Source organism: Lysobacter sp. MMG2 (assembly GCF_016735495.2).
Classification (GTDB): domain Bacteria; phylum Pseudomonadota; class Gammaproteobacteria; order Xanthomonadales; family Xanthomonadaceae; genus Lysobacter_J.
In genome coordinates this window covers 748,753-765,962 of record NZ_JAERQY020000001.1, presented here as the reverse complement: position 1 = coordinate 765,962, position 17,210 = coordinate 748,753, and the positions used below count along the sequence as shown (strand labels likewise).

Annotated in this window: 21 protein-coding genes; 9 read left to right on the top strand and 12 right to left on the bottom strand. The window is 68.1% G+C overall.

The features are described 5' to 3' along the window. The first annotated feature begins 61 nt into the window (after positions 1-61). Positions 62-913, top strand: coding sequence for a LysR family transcriptional regulator (locus JI752_RS03355; protein WP_216959169.1), 852 nt, complete (start codon positions 62-64; stop codon positions 911-913). Positions 914-975: 62 nt separating this feature from the next. On the opposite strand, the gene JI752_RS03350 is transcribed toward JI752_RS03355, so the two are convergent. The 6 genes from JI752_RS03350 to JI752_RS03325 all read right to left on the bottom strand — a co-directional run bounded on the left by JI752_RS03350 (position 976) and on the right by JI752_RS03325 (position 6,364). Further along, positions 976-2,982, bottom strand: a complete 2,007-nt coding sequence (locus JI752_RS03350; RefSeq protein ID WP_216959164.1) for a M2 family metallopeptidase — start codon at positions 2,980-2,982, stop codon at positions 976-978. 260 nt (positions 2,983-3,242) lie between these two features. After that, on the bottom strand, positions 3,243-3,722 hold the full coding sequence (locus JI752_RS03345; protein WP_216959162.1) for a hypothetical protein: 480 nt from the start codon (positions 3,720-3,722) through the stop codon (positions 3,243-3,245). Positions 3,723-3,875: 153 nt separating this feature from the next. Next, a complete protein-coding gene (gene minE, locus JI752_RS03340) occupies positions 3,876-4,142 on the bottom strand; it encodes a cell division topological specificity factor MinE (protein ID WP_137834801.1) in 267 nt (88 codons plus the stop codon). Positions 4,143-4,145: 3 nt separating this feature from the next. Further along, entirely contained in the window at positions 4,146-4,955 is an 810-nt protein-coding gene (gene minD, locus JI752_RS03335; protein ID WP_216959159.1) for a septum site-determining protein MinD, read from the bottom strand. A 24-nt stretch (positions 4,956-4,979) separates the two neighbouring features. After that, complete coding sequence (gene minC / locus JI752_RS03330; RefSeq protein WP_216959156.1) at positions 4,980-5,756, bottom strand: septum site-determining protein MinC; 777 nt, start codon at positions 5,754-5,756, stop codon at positions 4,980-4,982. A gap of 8 nt (positions 5,757-5,764) precedes the next feature. Then, on the bottom strand, positions 5,765-6,364 hold the full coding sequence (locus tag JI752_RS03325) for a GNAT family N-acetyltransferase (protein ID WP_216959154.1): 600 nt from the start codon (positions 6,362-6,364) through the stop codon (positions 5,765-5,767). 185 nt (positions 6,365-6,549) lie between these two features. Here JI752_RS03325 and JI752_RS03320 point away from each other — a divergent pair, with 185 nt between their 5' ends. From JI752_RS03320 to JI752_RS03295, 6 genes are all read left to right on the top strand, one after another. Beyond that, positions 6,550-7,746 (top strand): sensor histidine kinase, encoded by a 1,197-nt coding sequence (locus JI752_RS03320; protein ID WP_216959151.1) that lies wholly within the window; start codon positions 6,550-6,552, stop codon positions 7,744-7,746. Continuing rightward, complete coding sequence (locus JI752_RS03315) at positions 7,743-8,384, top strand: response regulator transcription factor (RefSeq protein ID WP_216959149.1); 642 nt, start codon at positions 7,743-7,745, stop codon at positions 8,382-8,384. The genes JI752_RS03320 and JI752_RS03315 overlap by 4 nt, the downstream gene beginning before the upstream one ends. A 261-nt stretch (positions 8,385-8,645) precedes the next feature. Further along, on the top strand, positions 8,646-9,722 hold the full coding sequence (locus tag JI752_RS03310; RefSeq protein ID WP_216959146.1) for an SRPBCC family protein: 1,077 nt from the start codon (positions 8,646-8,648) through the stop codon (positions 9,720-9,722). 167 nt (positions 9,723-9,889) lie between these two features. Continuing rightward, positions 9,890-10,267: a DUF423 domain-containing protein gene (locus JI752_RS03305; RefSeq protein ID WP_216959142.1), complete on the top strand. Its 378-nt coding sequence runs from the start codon at positions 9,890-9,892 to the stop codon at positions 10,265-10,267. A gap of 1 nt (position 10,268) precedes the next feature. Then, positions 10,269-10,943: a DNA-3-methyladenine glycosylase gene (locus JI752_RS03300; RefSeq protein ID WP_216959140.1), complete on the top strand. Its 675-nt coding sequence runs from the start codon at positions 10,269-10,271 to the stop codon at positions 10,941-10,943. A gap of 125 nt (positions 10,944-11,068) precedes the next feature. Beyond that, positions 11,069-11,464 carry a hypothetical protein gene (locus JI752_RS03295; RefSeq protein WP_216959136.1) on the top strand — a complete coding sequence of 132 codons (396 nt, stop codon included), beginning with the start codon at positions 11,069-11,071 and terminating at the stop codon, positions 11,462-11,464. Between the two features lie 34 nt (positions 11,465-11,498). Here JI752_RS03295 and JI752_RS03290 read toward each other — a convergent pair whose 3' ends face one another. The 6 genes from JI752_RS03290 to JI752_RS03265 form a co-directional block, all read right to left on the bottom strand. Next, positions 11,499-12,308: a M15 family metallopeptidase gene (locus tag JI752_RS03290; RefSeq protein ID WP_216959133.1), complete on the bottom strand. Its 810-nt coding sequence runs from the start codon at positions 12,306-12,308 to the stop codon at positions 11,499-11,501. Between the two features lie 43 nt (positions 12,309-12,351). After that, complete coding sequence (locus JI752_RS03285; protein ID WP_342317182.1) at positions 12,352-12,528, bottom strand: DUF4177 domain-containing protein; 177 nt, start codon at positions 12,526-12,528, stop codon at positions 12,352-12,354. Further along, on the bottom strand, positions 12,525-12,719 hold the full coding sequence (locus tag JI752_RS03280) for an Arc family DNA binding domain-containing protein (RefSeq protein ID WP_216959130.1): 195 nt from the start codon (positions 12,717-12,719) through the stop codon (positions 12,525-12,527). Before JI752_RS03280 ends, JI752_RS03285 begins: the two co-directional genes overlap by 4 nt. A 1-nt stretch (position 12,720) precedes the next feature. Further along, the gene (locus JI752_RS03275) at positions 12,721-13,008 is read right to left on the bottom strand and encodes a hypothetical protein (RefSeq protein WP_216959127.1); all 288 of its coding nucleotides are present in this window, start codon (positions 13,006-13,008) and stop codon (positions 12,721-12,723) included. A 7-nt stretch (positions 13,009-13,015) separates the two neighbouring features. Further along, entirely contained in the window at positions 13,016-13,879 is an 864-nt protein-coding gene (locus tag JI752_RS03270) for an SPFH domain-containing protein (RefSeq protein WP_216959123.1), read from the bottom strand. An 89-nt stretch (positions 13,880-13,968) separates the two neighbouring features. After that, the gene (locus JI752_RS03265; protein WP_216959120.1) at positions 13,969-14,898 is read right to left on the bottom strand and encodes a hypothetical protein; all 930 of its coding nucleotides are present in this window, start codon (positions 14,896-14,898) and stop codon (positions 13,969-13,971) included. 126 nt (positions 14,899-15,024) lie between these two features. On the opposite strand from JI752_RS03265, the gene purT reads away from it, so the two are divergent. Together purT and JI752_RS03255 are read left to right on the top strand one after the other, a co-directional pair. Further along, positions 15,025-16,224 carry a formate-dependent phosphoribosylglycinamide formyltransferase gene (gene purT, locus JI752_RS03260; RefSeq protein ID WP_216959117.1) on the top strand — a complete coding sequence of 400 codons (1,200 nt, stop codon included), beginning with the start codon at positions 15,025-15,027 and terminating at the stop codon, positions 16,222-16,224. A 7-nt stretch (positions 16,225-16,231) separates the two neighbouring features. Next, positions 16,232-16,666, top strand: coding sequence for a hypothetical protein (locus JI752_RS03255; RefSeq protein ID WP_216959115.1), 435 nt, complete (start codon positions 16,232-16,234; stop codon positions 16,664-16,666). The last annotated feature ends 544 nt before the right edge of the window (positions 16,667-17,210 follow it).

Genomic DNA, 17,210 nt, shown 5'->3' with positions numbered 1-17,210 from the left:
GCGTGGCATCGCCCAATTAAATAATCCCATCCACTCCAGTGGGAAATCGAATGGCGGCCCCATGTACGACCCCCTGCTTCTGCGCAGCTTCGTCGCCGTGGTTGAATCCGGCGGCTTCACCCGCGCGGCCCAGGCGCTGCACCTGACCCAGTCCACCGTGAGCCAGCAGCTGCGGCGGCTGGAGGAGGAAGTCGGGCAGCGACTGCTCGAACGTGAACCCGGCGGCGTGCGTCCCACTCAGGCCGGCGAGCGCCTGCTCGGCTATGCGCGGCGCCTGCTCCAGTTGGGCGATGAGGCGCGCGCGGCGATGAGCGGCGGCGATCGCGAGGAGGTCGTGCGCCTGGGCGTGCCGGAGGATCTGGCGGGCGCGGCGCTCACGCCGGTGCTGTCGGCTTTCGCGCGTCATCGTGGTGGACTGCGACTGGAAGTGACGAGCGGGCTCAGCGGCGCGCTGTCGGCCGGTTATGAACGGGGCGAGTTCGACGTCGTGCTGGTCAAGCAGCGTGGCGCGGGCGGTGTGCGTTCGTGGCCGGAACGGCTGGCGTGGATCGACAGTCGCGACCATCCGTGCCTCTCGCTCGATCCGCTGCCACTGGCGGTGTTTCCGGTCGGCGGGCTGTATCGCGAAGAGATGTTCCAGGCGCTGGACGCGAAACAGCGGCGGTGGCGCATCGCGTATTCCAGCGGCAGCCTGGCGAGCCTGCAGGCGGCGGTCGCCGACGGGCTCGGCATCAGCCTGTTGCCGCTGCGGGCGGTGCGCGCGGGGCATCGCGTTCTTGAACCGCGCGATGGCCTGCCCGTGATGCGTCCACTTCGCCTGGCGCTGCACCATCGCACGGAAGCGTCGGCCACCGTGCTGGCGCTGGTGGACAAGCTCGCGCGGCGCTGCGAGCAGCTCACCGCGCCGGACTGAGCCGCATCAAAGCGAAAGGCCGGCTTGCGCCGGCCTTTCGTGGTACCGCGAACGAAGCGCGATCAGCTCTTCGCCGGAGCCGCCGGCTTGTCCGTCGGCGCCGGTGCGGCGACGCTGGCATCGGCCTGCCAGCCGCAGGTCTTGCCTTCGTTCTGCTGCTTCAGCCACGTCTGCAGCGGGGCGAAGTACTCCAGCACCGCCGAGGCGTCCATCTGCTCGCCGCCGGTGAGCTCCTTCAGCGTCTTCTGCCACGGCTGGCTCGCGCCCTTGCTCAGCATCGCCTGGAACTTCGCACCGGCTTCCTTGTTGCCGTAGAAGCTGCACTCGTACAGCGGGCCCTTGTGGCCGGCCGCATCGCACAGCGCCTTGTAGAACTGGAACTGCAGCACGTGCGAGAGGAAGTAGCGCGTGTACGGCGTGTTGCCCGGCACGTGGTACTTCGCGCCGGCGTCGAAGAACTCTTCGCCGCGCGCCGATACCGGGGCGACGCCCTGGTACTTGGCCTTCAGTTCCCACCACGCCTTGTTGTAGTCGGCCGGCTTGATCGAGCCGTCGAACACGCCCCAGCGCCAGCGGTCGATCATCAGGCCGAACGGCAGGAACGACACCTTCGCCAGCGCCATGCGCATCTGCGCGTTGATCAGCGCCTCGTTGCTCACCTGCTGGTCGCCGGCCAGGCCGATCGACTGCAGGTACTGCGGCGTCATCGCCAGCACGATCGTGTCGCCGATGGCCTCGTGGAAGCCGTCGTGCGCGCCTTGCTGGAACAGCGGCGGCAGCTTGTTGTAGGCCATGTAGTAATACACGTGGCCGAGCTCGTGGTAGATCGTGGTGAAGTCTTCTTCGTTGGGCTTGATGCACATCTTGGTGCGCACGTCGCCGGCCATGTTCATGTCCCACGCGCTGGCGTGGCAGACCACGTCGCGGTCACGCGGCTTGATGAACTGCGTCTTGGACCAGTAGCTCTCCGGCAGCTTGGCCATGCCGAGCGAGGTGTAGAAGTCCTGCGCGCGTTCGGTCATCAGCTTGGCGGTGGCGAGCTTGGCGTCTTGCTCGATCTGCGCCAGGTCGTCCGGCGAGCGCTTGCCCGGGTTCTTGGTCAGCTGCGCGTCGAACGACGCCTTGTACTGCGATTCCAGCGCGCCGGTGATTTCCGGAATGCTCGCGTCCGGGTACGGCGCCAGGATGTCCCACCGGTTGCCCCAGTCCTGCTGCCACATGTTGCCCAACAGGTGCGCGGGCAGCATGTTGCCGGCGACGTGGCCGCGATCGGTGCCGTACTTCGCATCCAGGCGCGTGCGCGCGAAGCAGTGCAGCTGTTCGTACAGCGGCTTGACCTGGCTCCACAGGCGGTCGGTTTCGGCGGCGATTTCCGCCGGCGTCATGTCGTAACCCGAGCGCCACATCTCGCCGGTGTCGGCGAAGCCCATGTCGCGCGCGCCTTCGTTGACCAGTTCGACGAAGCGCACGTAGTCCTTGCGCATCGGCTGCGAAACCGTGTGCCAGCCCTGCCACGCGTCGAGCTGCGCGTCGTAGTCGCGGTTGCTGCGCAGCACGTCTTCCAGGTCGCCGAGCTGGCGGCACTGCATGTCGTCGCCTTCGCCCTTGCAGTAGGTGCCGGCGCCGTAGGTGCCTTCCATCTTGGTGGCGATCTGGGTGAGCTCGGCCAGATGCTCGGGATTCTTCGGCGGCGGCATCGCGGTGCCGAGCTTGAGCAGCTGGATCGCGCGCGCCGTTTCCGGCGACATCTGCTGGCCTTCGAAACGCTTGGCCTGATCGATCCAGCTGTTGAGCTGGGCGAGGTAGCGCTCGTTCGCCTTGGCCGACAGCAGCTGGCTGTCGTCGTTGATGTAGGTCGACGACAGCCACTGCGCGGCGGTCATCTCCGGATACATCTTTCGATACTCGTCGTTGACCCGGGCGACGAACTGGTCGGCGGTCTCGCCGGCCGGCGCGGTGGCGGGCGCTCCGGTGGTCGTGGTCGGGGTCGGTTCCTTCTTGCAACCGCCCAGGCCGATCACGGCCGCGGTAATGCTGAGCGCGAGCAGGGCGCGGATGGGTTTCGTCATGGCTCTCTCCGGTAAGAACTGCGCGCCAAGGGCGGCAGGCCCCGGAAGGCTAGAGGCGGGGCGGGACCGGCGCAAGGGAAGAAGGTTGTGGTGCGGTGCAGCGAGCACCGCCAGCGCCGATACCGAAGCTGTCATCCCCGCGAAGGCGGGGATCCATGTCTCCGGCGCATCAGGCTTTCCGGAGAGCGAGTGGTGCGTTCAGGTGGATAGTGCCGCCGTTCGGCGTCCCAGAAGACCCCGCCTTCGCGGGAATGACGGCTTCAAACGGGCAGCGTCAACCTGCGCGTACGGGAATCCGCCAGGCCGCGTTCTGCCAGCCAGGCCCAGGCCGAGTCCGCATCCTGTTCGAAGTACGCCTTCGCCGAGCCCAGCCGGAACGTGTAGCCCCAGCCGTCCATGTCGGCGAGCACGCGCTCGCGGCCGACGCCGGGAATCGCATCGCCGAGCAGCGCCTGCAGCACGCACACGGCGTCTTCTTCCTCGATGGAATCGGTGGCGTCGGTGTGGACCTGCGCGCGTCGCTCGGGCGGGAGCACGATCAGGTGGGCGGCTTCGTGCAGCAGCGAATGCACGGGCGTGTCGCCGCGTGCGTAGACGTCGCTGCCGATCAGGCCGGCTTCGCACTCGCCCCAGTAGCTGCCGGGGATCGTTTCGCCGTCCGCGACGCGGTGCAGGACGAGGGCGTAACGCGCGAGCAGCGCGGCGACGGTGTCGTGGTCGATGTCGGAAAGGGTGAGCATGGTGCGTTATGTGATCCCCTCTCCCGCTTGCGGGAGAGGGCCAGGGTGAGGGCGTGGCGCGGAGCGACGCCGGATGAGTCGCTTCCCTTCGCTTCCCTCATCCGGCCTTCGGCCACCTTCTCCCGCACGCGGGAGAAGGGGAGGTCAGGCTTGTCACGCCTGCGCCGGGTTCTCCGGCAGCGCGACCGAGATGTCGAGCACCTTGTTGTCGCCTTCGCCGATCAAGTCCACTTTCACCGCTTCGGCGTCGACGTTGATGTACTTGCGGATCACTTCCAGCAGTTCACGCTGGAGCATCGGCAAATAGTCGGGACTCGTGCCGCCGCGGCCCGCGCGTTCGTGCGCGACGATGATGCGCAGGCGATCCTTGGCGATCGAGGCGGTCTGCTTCTTGGCGAGCAGGAAATCGAACAGTCCCATTCCTCAACCTCCGAAGATCTTGCTGAAGAAACCCTTCTTCTCTGCGGTGATGAAACGCATCGGCCGGGTGTCGCCCAGCAGGCGCGCCACGGCGTCGTCATAGGCCTGGGCCGCGTTGGATTCGGTTTCCAGGATGACCGGCTCACCCTTGTTCGACGCGTTGAGCACGTCGGGGGATTCGGGGATCACGCCGATGGTCTTCAGGCCGAGGATTTCCTCGACGTCGCCGACCGACAGCATTTCGCCCGTTTCCACGCGATTGGGGCTGTAGCGGGTGAGCAGCAGGTGTTCCTTGATGCGCTCGCCGTTTTCGGCGCGGCGCGTCTTGGAGGCGAGCAGGCCGAGGATGCGGTCGGAGTCACGCACCGAGGACACTTCCGGGTTCACCACGACCAGCGCCTGGTCGGCGAAGTACATCGCCAGGTAGGCGCCCTTCTCGATGCCGGCCGGCGAGTCGCACACGATGTAGTCGAAGCCGTCGGCGACCATCGCATCGAGCACCGTCTGCACGCCTTCCTTCGTCAGCGCGTCCTTGTCGCGCGTCTGCGAGGCGGCGAGCACGTACAGGTTCTCGAAGCGCTTGTCCTTGATGAGCGCCTGCTTCAGGTTCGCTTCGCCGTTGACGACGTTGACGAAGTCGTACACCACGCGGCGCTCGCAGCCCATGATCAGGTCGAGGTTGCGCAGGCCGACGTCGAAGTCGATGACGGCGACCTTGTGGCCACGACGCGCGAGGCCGCAGGCGAGGCTGGCGCTGGTCGTGGTCTTGCCGACGCCGCCCTTGCCCGAGGTCACTACGATAATTTCGGCCACTAAAAATCCTCCGTTAATGCGGTCTCAATCCAGAGCCGCGATTTTGATTTGTTGGTCTTCGAGCCAGATCTGCACGGCCTTGCCGCGCAGTTCCTTGGGAATGTCTTCCAGCACTTTGTAATGGCCCGCAATCGCGACGAGTTCGGCATGGAACTCGCGGCAGAAGATGCGGGCCTGTTCGTTGCCCTTCGCGCCTGCAAGCGCGCGTCCACGCAACGGACCGTAAATATGCACCGAGCCGTCGGCGATGACCTCCGCGCCAGCCCCCACCGTTGTGAGAACGGTCAGGTCGCGGTTCTCGGCGTAGATCTGCTGGCCGGAACGCACGGGCACCGACTGCATCATGCCCGGCGCGGCGTTCGACGTCGCGGGGGCGGGCGCTGCGGGCGCGCTCTTGGCGGCGGCCTTGGGCGCGGGTTCGGGTTCGCGACGCGCCGGTGCCGGCGCTTCGGCCGCGGCGGCGGCCTCGTCGCGCTCGTAGGACGCGCGGAATTTCGCCAGCAGCGGCAGGCCCAGCGCCTCGGACAGACGCTCGATCTCGGTCGTTCCGTAAGCCAGCGCGACCGGCAGCACGCCGGCGTCGCGCAGGCCTTCGATGAGCGCGCGCGCGGTGGCTTCGTCGGGCGTGCGGGTGAGGCCGCCGAAGTCGATCACCACGGCGGCGCGGGCGAACAGCTTGGGCGCGCGCTGCACGCGGCCGCGCATCTCCTCGACCAGCTTGGCGACGTCGAGCGTGCGGATGCGCAGGTTCGCGATGCCGACCTGGCCGATCTTGAGCTCACCGGCCAGTTCGAAATCCATGGCGGCGCTCACAGGGCGGTACCCGTGGCGCGGCGGGCGGCGAAGGCGGTGCGCGGACGGGTGATCCACGGCGCCTGCGGCAGGGCATCGCCGTAGGTGTCGCGCACCCAGGTGTAGCTGCACAGCGGCTTCATCAGCATGGCGGCGCGCACGTCGGCCTCGTCCATCATGTGCTGGCCCACTTCGTGGAAGCCGAAGCTGCCGTGGAAGAGCAGGGCGGGGTCGTTGCTGCCTTCCAGGAAGACCTCGCAGGCCATCTGCGGGTAGCGCAGCTCCGCGTAGCTCTGGGCATCGGCATAGAACGCGCGGCCCACGCCGCCACCGCGGCGGCGGCTGGCCACGACGATGCGGTCGATATAGAAGAAATCCGGATAGCGCTCGCGGAACCAGCGGAAGTTGCTGCTGTCGTGGTCCGTGTGGCTGCCCATGCCGATCAGGAAACCGGCGATGGCCCCGTCGCGCTCGGCGACGCGGAAGTATTCGGCGGTATCGAAGAAGTGACGCAGTCTCGCCGCATCCAACGGCAGGATCGCGGGGCCGGCGGCGTTGTTGAGGGCAAGGACGGAATCCAGCTCGTGCTCTCGCACGTCGCGGACGACGATCGACATTCCAGGCTCCAGCTAAAGCATTTCAGACCAGGCGCGAAGCGGCCGGCGGGGCGATTATCGCATGGCCTCACCCCCCGGGCGACCCGTCGCTACGGATGCCTGCCATCCGGCGCAAAGGCCCGCCGATCGCTGAGACATGACTTTCGGACGGCTCCCCAGGCCCTTGATGCGTTTAGCATGCGTGGATGTTGGCCCGCCTAAACCACACTCGACTGTTGCGCTACGCGGGCCTGTTCACCTGGGGCGCTGTGGGCCTGTGGCTGCTGAACGTCTGGCTGGATCCGGCGATCCTGAGCCCGGAAACCGAAGGCCCGCCGACCCTGCAGATCCTGCGCTGGCTCGCCGTGTACCTGGCCTTCGGCGCGGTCTACTGGTGGATCACCCGCCAGCTCGGCCAGCGCCACCCGGGGATCTTCGACCACCTCCTGCTGCTGATACTGACCGCCTGCGCGATCGGCGTCGGCTACTTCTCGGGCACCGGCCTGGGCAGCATCCTGCTGATGGTGGTGGCCGGCCTGCTGCCCTGGCTGATGTCGGTGCGATGGGGGCTGATCCTTCTGATCGGCGGCAACATCGCGATCATCCCGGTGTTCGTGGAGGCGCTGGATTTCCCGCCGGTCGTCGCGGTGCTCCAGTCGATGACCTACATGGGCTTCTCCAGCCTGGTCTTCGTCACCGCCCTGGTGGCCCGCCAGCAGGCCGAAGCCCGCGAGGAGCAGCGCCGCCTCAATGCCGAGCTGCGCGCCACCCGCGCCCTGCTGGGCGAGAGCGTGCGCGTCAACGAGCGCACCCGCATCTCGCGCGAGCTGCACGACCTGCTTGGCCACCACCTCACCGCGCTGAGCCTCAACCTGGAAGTCGCCGGGCACCTGTCCGACGGCCGGGTCAAGGAGCACGTCCAGCAGGCCCACACGCTGGCGCGCCTGCTCCTGACCGATGTGCGCGAGGCCGTGAGCCAGCTGCGTGAGGGCGGGGCGATCGACCTGTCCGCCGCGCTGCTGCCGCTGGCCGAGAACGTGCCGGCGCTGGAGATCCACATGGACATCGAGGCGCCGCTCACCATGGACGATCCGGAGCGCGCCCACGTGCTGCTGCGCTGCACCCAGGAAATCATCACCAACGCCGTGCGTCACGCCGGCGCGCGCAACCTGTGGATCAACGCCGGCCGGCGTGCGGACTGCATCGTCATGAGCGCGCGCGACGACGGGCATGGCGCCGACAATCTGGTCGCAGGCAACGGCCTGCGCGGCATGCGCGAGCGTTTGCAGGCGCATGGTGGTGACCTCAAGATCGAAACCCGGCTGGGTGCGGGCTTTTGCCTGCATCTGACCCTGCCGGCCTCGGCGGCTGCGGCCGCCGCCTGCGAAGGAGCCATCGCATGATCCGTGTGTTGATAGTCGACGACCAGACGCTGGTCCGGCAGGGCGTCCGCTCCCTGCTGGCGCTGGCGGAGGGCATCGAAGTGATAGGGGAGGCCGGCGACGGCCGCCAGGCGGTGGAACTGATTCCGCAGCTCAAGCCCGACGTGGTCCTGATGGACATGCGCATGCCGGCGATGTCGGGCCTGGAGGCGCTGCAGTACATGGCGCGCAACAACACGCTGCCACCGACGATCATCCTCACCACGTTCGATGACGACCAGCTCGTGCTGGCCGGCCTGAAGGCAGGTGCCAAGGGCTACCTGCTCAAGGACGTCTCGCTGGAGCAACTGGTGAGCGCGATCCAGGCCGTGGCCGACGGCGGTTCGCTGGTGCAGCCGGCCGTGACCCAGCGCCTGCTTTCGGGCCTGGAGCACATGCGCAACGATTTCGTCAGCCTGGACCGTCCGGACCCGCTGACCGAACGCGAAACCGAGATCCTGCGCCTGATGGCCGGTGGCTTCTCCAACAAGGAGATCGCCAATTCGCTCGGCGTCGCCGAAGGCACCATCAAGAACCACGTCTCGAACATTCTCTCCAAGCTTGGCGTGCGCGATCGCACGCGCGCGGTGCTGAAGGCCTTCGAGCTGCAGCTGGTCTGAAATCGCAGGTGAACGCCCCCCTCTCCCGCCTGCGGGAGAGGGCCGGGACGAGGGTGGCCGGAGCGCCCATCTCCCGGGCCGCCACCCCGGCAAGCCGGCCATCGGCCGCAACCGCACGTTGCCAATCCTGCCGGCCCGCGCCAAGGCGCCCCGGGGCTCACTTTTGTTGCCCCGGACGGCTGCCCCGGCCGCAGCTTCCTTGATACGATTGCCGGTCTGTGTCCCGGCTAGACCGGGTCCGGTGCCCTCGGAGAAACCTGAATGACCCGTCTGATCGAGATTTTGATTTCCTTGGCAATCGTTGCCGCGCTGTTCCTCATCGTGGGTGTTGCGCTGCCGTCGAGCCGCCATCTGCAGCACTCGGTTGAAACCAACCGCAAGCTCACCATCGTTTACGACACCATCAACAGCCTGCGCCGCTTCAAGGACTGGAACCCGCTCGTCCTGCGCGATCCGAACATCCAGCTGAAGCTGTCGGGTCCGGATTCGGGCGTCGGTGCCCGTCTTGACTACGACTCCAAGGAAAAGGGTCTGCGTCAGGGCAGCTGGGAGATCACCGCTTCCGACCCGGGCAAGCGCGTCGCCTATGCGCTGACCGACATCGAGCCGGGCCGCAACAAGCGCACCGAGTTCACCCTGAAGCCGACCGGCCGCGGTGGTCGTAACGTCGAGATCACCCAGACCTACGACGTCGACTACGGCTGGAACCTGATCGGCCGTTACGCCGGCCTGTACGTCAGCAGCAACGTCGGCGAAGACATGAAGATGGGCCTGTCGCGCCTGACCAACATGCTCGCTGCCGTGCCGAACTACGACTACGCCGAGCTGAGCAAGGACGATCCGGCCAAGGCGCCGAAGATCGTGGAGCGTCCGGCCGAGAACCTGCTGGTCGTCACCGCTGCCGTGGAGCGCACCAACGACAAGGTCATGGGCCAGATCAACTCCAACATGGAGTGGATCAAGAAGGTCATGGCCGCCAACGGCCTGGAGCCGGCCGGTCCGGTCCGCATCGTGACCAACGAGTTCGGTTCGGAAATGTATTCCTTCGACGTCGCCCAGCCGGTCAAGAAGATCGGTGCCGCCGACGGCGCCCAGAAGCTGGACATCAAGCTCGAAGGCCCGGTCACCGCCGTGTTCAACGAGCCGGCCCGCGTTGCGGTCGTGCCGGGCTTCAAGGGCCACATGGCCAACCTGTCGAAGGTGCGCGATGCACTGCGTGGCTGGGCGATGACCCACGGCTACGAGACGGTCGAACGTCCGTACGAGGCCTGGACCGGCGGCATCACGGCGGGCTTCACCGAGGAAGGCACCTACGACGTGTTCTGGGCCGTCAAGTAAGACGCCCGGCAAACGCCGAAGCTTCACCGAACGCGCCGCGGATTCCGCGGCGCGTTTGTTTTTGTCCGGCCAAACCGGTTGCGCGCGATGGCGTGTTGCGCCGCCGGGCTTTCACGCGCGTGCGGCGAGGCGCTATGGTGGCGCCACTCGCGTTCCGGACGAATCGCATGGGCCTTTACCCGAGCACCCATCACCTGCCTGTATCCGCGCGCATCCTCGTCGCATGCGGTGCGCTGCTTGCGGCCGGAGCCGTCGCGCTGTCGGCCTATGCCGCGCACGCCGTGCAGGGCGTGGACCAGCAACGCCTGCACAGCGCGGCATTGTTCGCCTTCGGCCACGGCATCGCCCTGGCGGCACTGGTGCCGCGACGGCCGCGCGGTTTCCGCACGATCGCCTTGTTCCTGCTCCTGCTGGGCACGCTGGTGTTTTCCGGCAGCCTGGCCGGTGCGGTGTTCGCGGGGCTGCCGACGCGGTTCGCGCCGATCGGCGGCAGCCTGATGATCCTCGCGTGGGTGCTCTACGCGATCGATGCGCTGAGGCGCTGACATGCCCCGGCACGCGCGCGGATTCGACACCGAAGCGGCGCATGCGCATCTGCTCAAGCGCGACCGCCGGCTCGCCAAGTGGATGAAGAAGATCGGCCCGATCGAAGCCGATCCGCGCTGGCGCAAGCCGTTCGATCCGGTTGATGCGCTGGCGCGCGCGATCCTCTACCAGCAGCTCAGCGGCAAGGCGGCGGCGACGATCGTCGGCCGCGTCGAGGTCGCCATCGGTGCCACGCGCTTCCATGCCGACACGCTCGCGCGCATCGACGATGCGGGGCTGCGCGCATGCGGGGTGTCCGGCAACAAGACGCTTGCGCTGCGCGATCTCGCCGCGCGCGAGGCGGGCGGCGAGATTCCCGACCTGCGGCGCATGAGCGTCATGGACAACGACGCCATCGTGCAGGCGCTGGTGCCGGTGCGCGGCATCGGCCGCTGGACGGTGGAGATGATGTTGATGTTTCGCCTGGGCCGCCCCGACGTGCTGCCCACCGACGACCTGGGCATCCGCAAGGGCGCGCAGCGCGTGGACGGCCTGGAATCCATGCCGACGCCGAAGGCGCTGGCCGAACTGGGTGAACGCTGGGGCCCGTACCGGACCTACGCCAGCCTTTACCTGTGGCGCATCGCCGACCTGGCGGTGGCGGCGAAGGAAGCCACCAAGCGTTCGCAGGACTGAGTCCGCGCGGCCGATCCGTGTGCACCGAGACCGCGACGCCGGCGTGACGCCCCGCGTGCCTAGACTCGCGCTGCCGTAGGCCGTATCGACCCTGCCCGATCCAACCCTGCCCGAGGAGGTTCGTCATGCGATCGCTCCATCCCCTTGGCCTGACCCGCGTTTCCCTCGCCGCCGTGCTGCTGGCCCTGTTGCCCGCGCTGGCACTGGCGAGCCCGTCCAACAAGTGGCGCATCCAGGTCAGCAGCGACGCCGACAGCGACGGCGTCGTGGTCTTCCGCATTGCGCCCGCCGATTCCGCGCCCGTGGACGTCACCGTGCAGGTGCCCAAGGACGCCAACGAAAACCACATCGCGCGGATCATCCGCGACACCCTTCGCGCCAAACTCGGCGACCGTTACAAGGTCGAGGTCGACGACGGCGAGGACGTGCTGCTGAAGAAACACCTCGGCAACGCGAGCTTCGACCTGACCATCACCCAGAAGACCGTCGCCGGCACGCGCATCACGCTGGACAAGGAGTGATGCCCGGAGGTCGCGGGCAGAAAGCGGCGCCGCGTCACGCGATGCGGTAGGCCCAGTGCCACGGCTCGTAGACGATGCCGTGCGGATTGTCGCGGGGGTAGGTCATCGCGAAGCCGTAGGCGTCGGCGTTGTCGCGCAGCCAGGCAAAGGCGCGGGTGCCTTCGAAAGATTCCTCGGCCGGCGGTTCGTCCGGCGTGCCGATGTCCAGCGCGAGGCCGGAATGGTGTTCGCTGTAGCCCGGCGCGGCGTTGACCGTGAGGATCTCCTCCACGCTCAACCCGCGGGCCAGCTTGCGTTCGAAAATGCCCAGCTGGTAGTCGTGGCTGCGGTAGCCGGAGATCGCTTCCAGCACGACGTCATCGCGCAGCGCGGCGTCGTGCATCAGCGCCCAGGCGCGCGCGGCTTCCACGCGCAGCCACAGCGGGCGGCGGTAGCGATCGAAGCCGGCGAAGGCCAGCCAGTCCGGTTCGGCCACCAGCGCAAGGCCCGTGCGCTCGGCGTAGGCGTCGTCCAGGCCCAGCGCCTCCAGGCGCTCCTCGAGCCGGTCCAGCGGCAGTTCGTGCACGTGTTCCAGACCGGCACGAAGGTGGCCGGGGGCGGCTTCGACCAGGTCCAGCGCCGCGTCCAGCCCGGGTTCGCGGCGCAGGTGCGGCACCAGCGCGAGCAGTCCTTCGGGGAGGTCGGCGGCCAGGTACTGGCCGTCGCGCTTGCGCCGCAGCACGTGGCGAGCCCGCGACAGGGCCCGCGCATCGAAATTGCTGCGCGCGCGCAGCAGACCGCCGGGCCAGACCTCGATCCGGGGTGTGTTGATCAGGACGGTCTTGTTGGGGATCGGGCCGCGCATCGGGAGAGGGTAGCGGGGCGCGGCCGGCGATGCACCCGCCGCGTCAGGCCGGGCGCTTGAGCACCGCGCGCAGATGGTCGAACGGCGTCACCGGAATCACGCTGACCAGCTCCCAGCCTTCCTCGCCGAGGCGGTTGAGCTCTTCCTGCAGCCGTTCGCTGACGGCCGGGCCGAGCATGCGCGGCACGATTTCGATCACCTGGTACGTCCACTGATTCACGTCGATTCCTCGTCGGATGCGGGATGGGGATTCGCGGGCGGGCCGGGCAGGCGGCCCGCGCGTCGCAAAGCGTCGCGCAAAACGTACTCGATCTGCGCGTTGAGGCTGCGCAGTTCATCGTCCGCCCAGCGTTGTGCGGCCGTCAGTACGTCGGCGTTGATGCGCAGCGGGTAGGCCTTCTTCTCGGTCACGTCAGCGCGGTCCGGGCCGCTTGCGGCCGAGCTTGAACAGCAGCAACAGGCCCAGGCCGTTCACCGCCACGACCATCGCCACGATCACCACCAGCCGCCGCGTCTCGTCCCCACCGGCCCACAGCAGGCCGAGCGCGCCGGCCACGATCGCCACGCCCACCAGCCGCATCAGCCGCGCCAGCGGCGGCACGGGCGCGCCGCGCGGGCGGCCGCGACCCATCATCTTCGCCGCGACGAACGCCGGCAGACTGCTCAACGCCAGGATCAGCGGCAGTACGTAGTCGCCCATCGCCATCTCAGTAGAGCGTGCCGGCGTTGACGATCGGCTGCGTGGAACGCTCGCCGCACAACACCACCAGCAGGTTGCTGACCATCTGCGCCTTGCGCTCCTCGTCCAGGTGCACCACGCCGTTCTTCTGCAGTTCGGCCAGCGCCATTTCGACCATGCCCACCGCACCGGCGACGATGCGCGTGCGTGCGGCGATGATCGCATTGGCCTGCTGGCGCTGCAGCATCGCCTGGGCGATTTCCGGCGCGTAGGCCAGGTGGCTGATGCGCGCATCGACCACGCGCACGCCCGCGTCGGCCAGGCGTTCGGCCAGTTCGTCCTGCAGGTGCTGACTGATTTCCGCGGCGTGGCTGCGCAACGCGAGCTGGCCTTCCTCGTGCTGGTCGTAGGGGTAACTCGTCGCCATCGCGCGCAGTGCGGATTCGGACTGGATGTGCACGAAGCTCTCGTAATCGTCCACGTTGTAGACCGCCTCGGCGCTGTCCACGACCTGCCAGACGATGACGGCGGCGATCTCGATCGGGCTGCCGTCCAGCTCATTGACCTTGAGCTTGCCGCTCTCGAAGTTGCGCACGCGCTGGCTGACCTTCCGGGTGCCGTAGAAGGGGTTGTTCCAGCGCAGGCCGTTCTCCTTCTCGGTGCCCACGTACTTGCCGAACAGACTCAGCACGACCGACTTGTTCGGCTCGACCATGTACAGGCCGAGCAGGCAGAAGGTGGCCACGACCAGCACCAGGATCGCGATGCCAACCCGCAGGGGCGTGCCGGAGTCGACGGCCTGCATCAGCTGCCACAGGGCGATGACGTCGATTGCGATCAGGACCAGCAGGACCGGGATGCCCGGCAGGGAGCGGATCGGGTTCTCTTTCATCGCCTTCGCCTCCATTCTTCGTTGGAGGTTTGATATCAGAAAGATATCAATCGGCGCAATCGCGCCGGGCAGGCCGCCGACGGACGGCGTCAGGGCGTGATGCGGTACAACGGGGCCGGCACGAACTCGCCGGTGGCGAAGAGGGAGCGGCCGTCGGCGCTCCAGCCCAGCGCCTCGGCCTGCGGCAGCCAGGGCAGGGGTTCGAAGCGGGGCACGCGGGCGACGGCCTCGCCCCAGGTTTCGTCGCCGCGACGCGGATAGAACAAAAGCCAGCGGTAGGTCATCACCGCCAGCGTGCGGCCGTCGGGTGAGAGGTCGGCCGCCGTGACCTGGCTGTCCAGACGTGCGCGCTGCGGGCTGCGGCGCAGCATCTCCGCCGACGGCTGCGGCACGCCGGCCAGCATTCCCATGCGTTGGGCGGTCTGCAGCGCGGTACCCGCAGGACGCAACGGCAGCCCGAACAGCTCCGGTGGCTGGCGCTTTTTCGAGATCAGCAGGACTTCCTCGCGCGCGGCGTCCACTGCGACGGCCTCGCAGTCGCGCGCGCCGTCCGGCCAGCGGAATGCGATCGACCAGGCCGGGCGCAGCCGCGCGTTCTCGATCTTCTCCGGCTCCTCGATCACGTGCAGTTGCAGGCTGCGGCGCAGCCCGCCGTTGTCGCCGGTGTCGGCCAGGAGCAGGTAGGACTTGCCGTCGAGTTCGAAGGCGGCGATGTCTTCCCAATCGGTCTTGGTCACGCCTTCCACGCGGAACGTCGCCAGCCGCGTGCCGTTGGTGCTCACCGCGAACAGGCGCTCGGGGTTGCCGCCGTCGTCGTGCATCCACAGCACGTCGCGATGGCGACGCGAGGCGGCCAGGCCGCTGATCTCGTCCATCTGCGGATCCAGCAGCACGCCCGCCAGGCGCGTGCCGTGCTCGCTCGCCTTCGGCGCATCGCTTTCGCGCGCGCAGCCGGACAGCACCATCGCGAACGCGAGGAGCATCAGGGCGGGCAGGTTGCGCGGGTGGGGGCCGGGCATCGTCGGCAAGGATCGCATGCCGATGCGGCGCGTCCATAGTCCGCGCGTGCCCGTTCGCCCGCGCGACCACGCCGCCCGACGGCAACCGGTAAACTGGCGGGCCTCCCCAAGACATCCGGATCGCGCATGGTCACGCTCGGCACGCCCTTGTCCCCGCATGCATTCCGCGTGCTCCTGCTCGGTTCGGGCGAACTCGGCAAGGAAGTGGCGATCGAGTTGCAGCGCTTCGGTGCCGAAGTCATCGCCGCCGACCGCTACGCCGATGCGCCGGCGATGCAGGTGGCCCATCGCAGCCACGTGCTGGACATGCTCGACGGCGGAGCGGTGCGCGCGCTGATCGCGCTGGAACGTCCGCATCTGATCGTGCCGGAGATCGAAGCGATCCACACCCAGACGCTGGTCGAGTTGGAACGCGAGTTCGCCGCGCGCGGCAGCGACGTGCGCGTGATCCCGACCGCCCGCGCCGCGCGACTGACGATGGACCGCGAGGGCATCCGCCGGCTCGCCGCCGAAACGCTGGGCCTGCCGACGTCGCCCTACCGTTTCGTCGACACGCTGGAGGACTATCGCGCCGCGGTCGCCGACATCGGCCTGCCCTGCGTGGTGAAGCCGGTGATGTCGTCCTCCGGCAAGGGCCAGAGCCTGGTGCGTACCGAGGCGGACATCGACAAGGCGTGGGAATACGCGCAGACCGGCGGTCGCGCCGGTGCCGGCCGCGTCATCGTCGAGGGCTTCATCGACTTCGAATACGAAATCACCCTGCTGACCGTGCGTCACGCCGGCGGCACCACGTTCTGCGCGCCGATCGGCCACCTGCAGCGCGACGGCGATTACCGCGAAAGCTGGCAGCCGCAGGCGATGTCGCCGCGCGCGCTGGAACGTGCGCAGGACATCGCGCGCGCGATCACCGACGACCTCGGCGGCTGGGGCGTGTTCGGCGTGGAATTGTTCGTGAAGGGTGACGAGGTGTGGTTCAGCGAAGTGTCGCCGCGCCCGCACGACACCGGGCTGGTCACGTTGATCTCGCAGGACCTGAGCGAGTTCGCGCTGCATGCGCGCGCGATCCTGGGCCTGCCGATTCCGGCGATCCGGCAGTTCGCCCCGGCGGCGTCGTGCGCGGTGCTGGCGCAGGGCCATGGCGTGCCGGTGTTCTCCGGCGTCGATGCCGCCTTGGCGCAGGCCGACACGCAGCTGCGCCTGTTCGGCAAGCCGCGCGTGGAAGGCCATCGCCGCGTGGCGGTGACGCTGGCGCTCGCGGACGATGTCGACACCGCGCGCGAATCGGCGCGCAATGCCGCCGCTGCCCTTTCCATCGAACTGCGCTGAGGCCCCCATGCACGAAGATGCCAAGCACGAACGGTTCCAGGGCTACGCGGTGTTCCTGTATCCGCAGGCGCTGGAAATCCTCGGCGAAGCGATCCGGCCGTACCTGCACGACGGCCCGCACGGCCCGCACGTGCTGTGCAGCGCGATCGACACCGGTGGCGCGCTGATCGAGATGACCTTGCAGGGACGCACGGCCGACGACCAGTCGGTGGAAATCGAGCTGATGATTCCGTCGAACATGGTGCGCATGATCGTGTCGGCGCGCAGCGACGGTGCGTTCGGTTTCGGCCCGCGCGTGCCGCTCGCCGAAGCCGGCGCGGTGTCATCGCTCCCGCCGGCGCCGCTGGCGTCCGCGCGGACCGCGCAATTGCCGGTGGAGTTCGCCAACCCCACGTCCGACGCGGTGCCGTCGACGACGGCGAAGCTGCCGCCGGAGGGGTAAGCGGCACTGCTTGCGGACCATCGTCCGCAGCGCGGCGAACGAGCGGCGAGTCACGGCGGACCTGGCAATCCAGCACGGGCTCTCGGTGCGTGGGCACTGCGTGCGTGGGCACTCCGTCTGCGATGAACCACATGACCGTCATCCCGGCGAAGGCCGGGATTCAGGCCCTCGGCATGCGGGCACTCTCTCAGCGGTAAACCTCGTCACCGTCATTCCCGCGAAGGCGGAGGCTTCTGGGCCGCCGCATGGCGGCACTCTCCAGGGACGTTTCACGCCTTCCCTGCTGCGCTTGAACCGCGACAGCAAAAAATGGATTCCAGCTTTCGCTGGAATGACGAGAGATGTCGGGCCGCATGACGGCCTGGATCCCGGCCTTCGCCGGGATGACGGCATTGGCAATGCGCTTATGTGCTGATGCGTTCGCTGGAATGACGTGACGCAGCGGACGGCGTGACAGCCTGGGTCCCGGCCTTCGCCGGGATGACAGTGAGTCCTTGCTGTTGCGGCGACCGTCGAGCCGCCCGTCAGATCAGGCGCGAACGAC

Excerpts from the sequence above, each read along its gene's own strand:
- JI752_RS03320 (WP_216959151.1), top strand. The coding sequence starts at position 6,550 with ATGTTGGCCCGCCTAAACCACACTCGACTGTTGCGCTACGCGGGCCTG.
- JI752_RS03300 (WP_216959140.1), top strand. The coding sequence starts at position 10,269 with ATGCCCCGGCACGCGCGCGGATTCGACACCGAAGCGGCGCATGCGCAT.
- minC (WP_216959156.1), bottom strand. The coding sequence starts at position 5,756 with ATGGATTTCGAACTGGCCGGTGAGCTCAAGATCGGCCAGGTCGGCATC.
- JI752_RS03310 (WP_216959146.1), top strand. The coding sequence starts at position 8,646 with ATGACCCGTCTGATCGAGATTTTGATTTCCTTGGCAATCGTTGCCGCG.
- JI752_RS03305 (WP_216959142.1), top strand. The coding sequence starts at position 9,890 with ATGGGCCTTTACCCGAGCACCCATCACCTGCCTGTATCCGCGCGCATC.
- JI752_RS03315 (WP_216959149.1), top strand. The coding sequence starts at position 7,743 with ATGATCCGTGTGTTGATAGTCGACGACCAGACGCTGGTCCGGCAGGGC.
- JI752_RS03275 (WP_216959127.1), bottom strand. The coding sequence starts at position 13,008 with ATGGGCGACTACGTACTGCCGCTGATCCTGGCGTTGAGCAGTCTGCCG.
- purT (WP_216959117.1), top strand. The coding sequence starts at position 15,025 with ATGGTCACGCTCGGCACGCCCTTGTCCCCGCATGCATTCCGCGTGCTC.
- JI752_RS03270 (WP_216959123.1), bottom strand. The coding sequence starts at position 13,879 with ATGAAAGAGAACCCGATCCGCTCCCTGCCGGGCATCCCGGTCCTGCTG.
- JI752_RS03255 (WP_216959115.1), top strand. The coding sequence starts at position 16,232 with ATGCACGAAGATGCCAAGCACGAACGGTTCCAGGGCTACGCGGTGTTC.
- JI752_RS03295 (WP_216959136.1), top strand. The coding sequence starts at position 11,069 with ATGCGATCGCTCCATCCCCTTGGCCTGACCCGCGTTTCCCTCGCCGCC.
- JI752_RS03355 (WP_216959169.1), top strand. The coding sequence starts at position 62 with ATGTACGACCCCCTGCTTCTGCGCAGCTTCGTCGCCGTGGTTGAATCC.
- JI752_RS03265 (WP_216959120.1), bottom strand. The coding sequence starts at position 14,898 with ATGCCCGGCCCCCACCCGCGCAACCTGCCCGCCCTGATGCTCCTCGCG.
- JI752_RS03290 (WP_216959133.1), bottom strand. The coding sequence starts at position 12,308 with ATGCGCGGCCCGATCCCCAACAAGACCGTCCTGATCAACACACCCCGG.
- minE (WP_137834801.1), bottom strand. The coding sequence starts at position 4,142 with ATGGGACTGTTCGATTTCCTGCTCGCCAAGAAGCAGACCGCCTCGATC.
- JI752_RS03325 (WP_216959154.1), bottom strand. The coding sequence starts at position 6,364 with ATGTCGATCGTCGTCCGCGACGTGCGAGAGCACGAGCTGGATTCCGTC.
- JI752_RS03350 (WP_216959164.1), bottom strand. The coding sequence starts at position 2,982 with ATGACGAAACCCATCCGCGCCCTGCTCGCGCTCAGCATTACCGCGGCC.
- JI752_RS03345 (WP_216959162.1), bottom strand. The coding sequence starts at position 3,722 with ATGCTCACCCTTTCCGACATCGACCACGACACCGTCGCCGCGCTGCTC.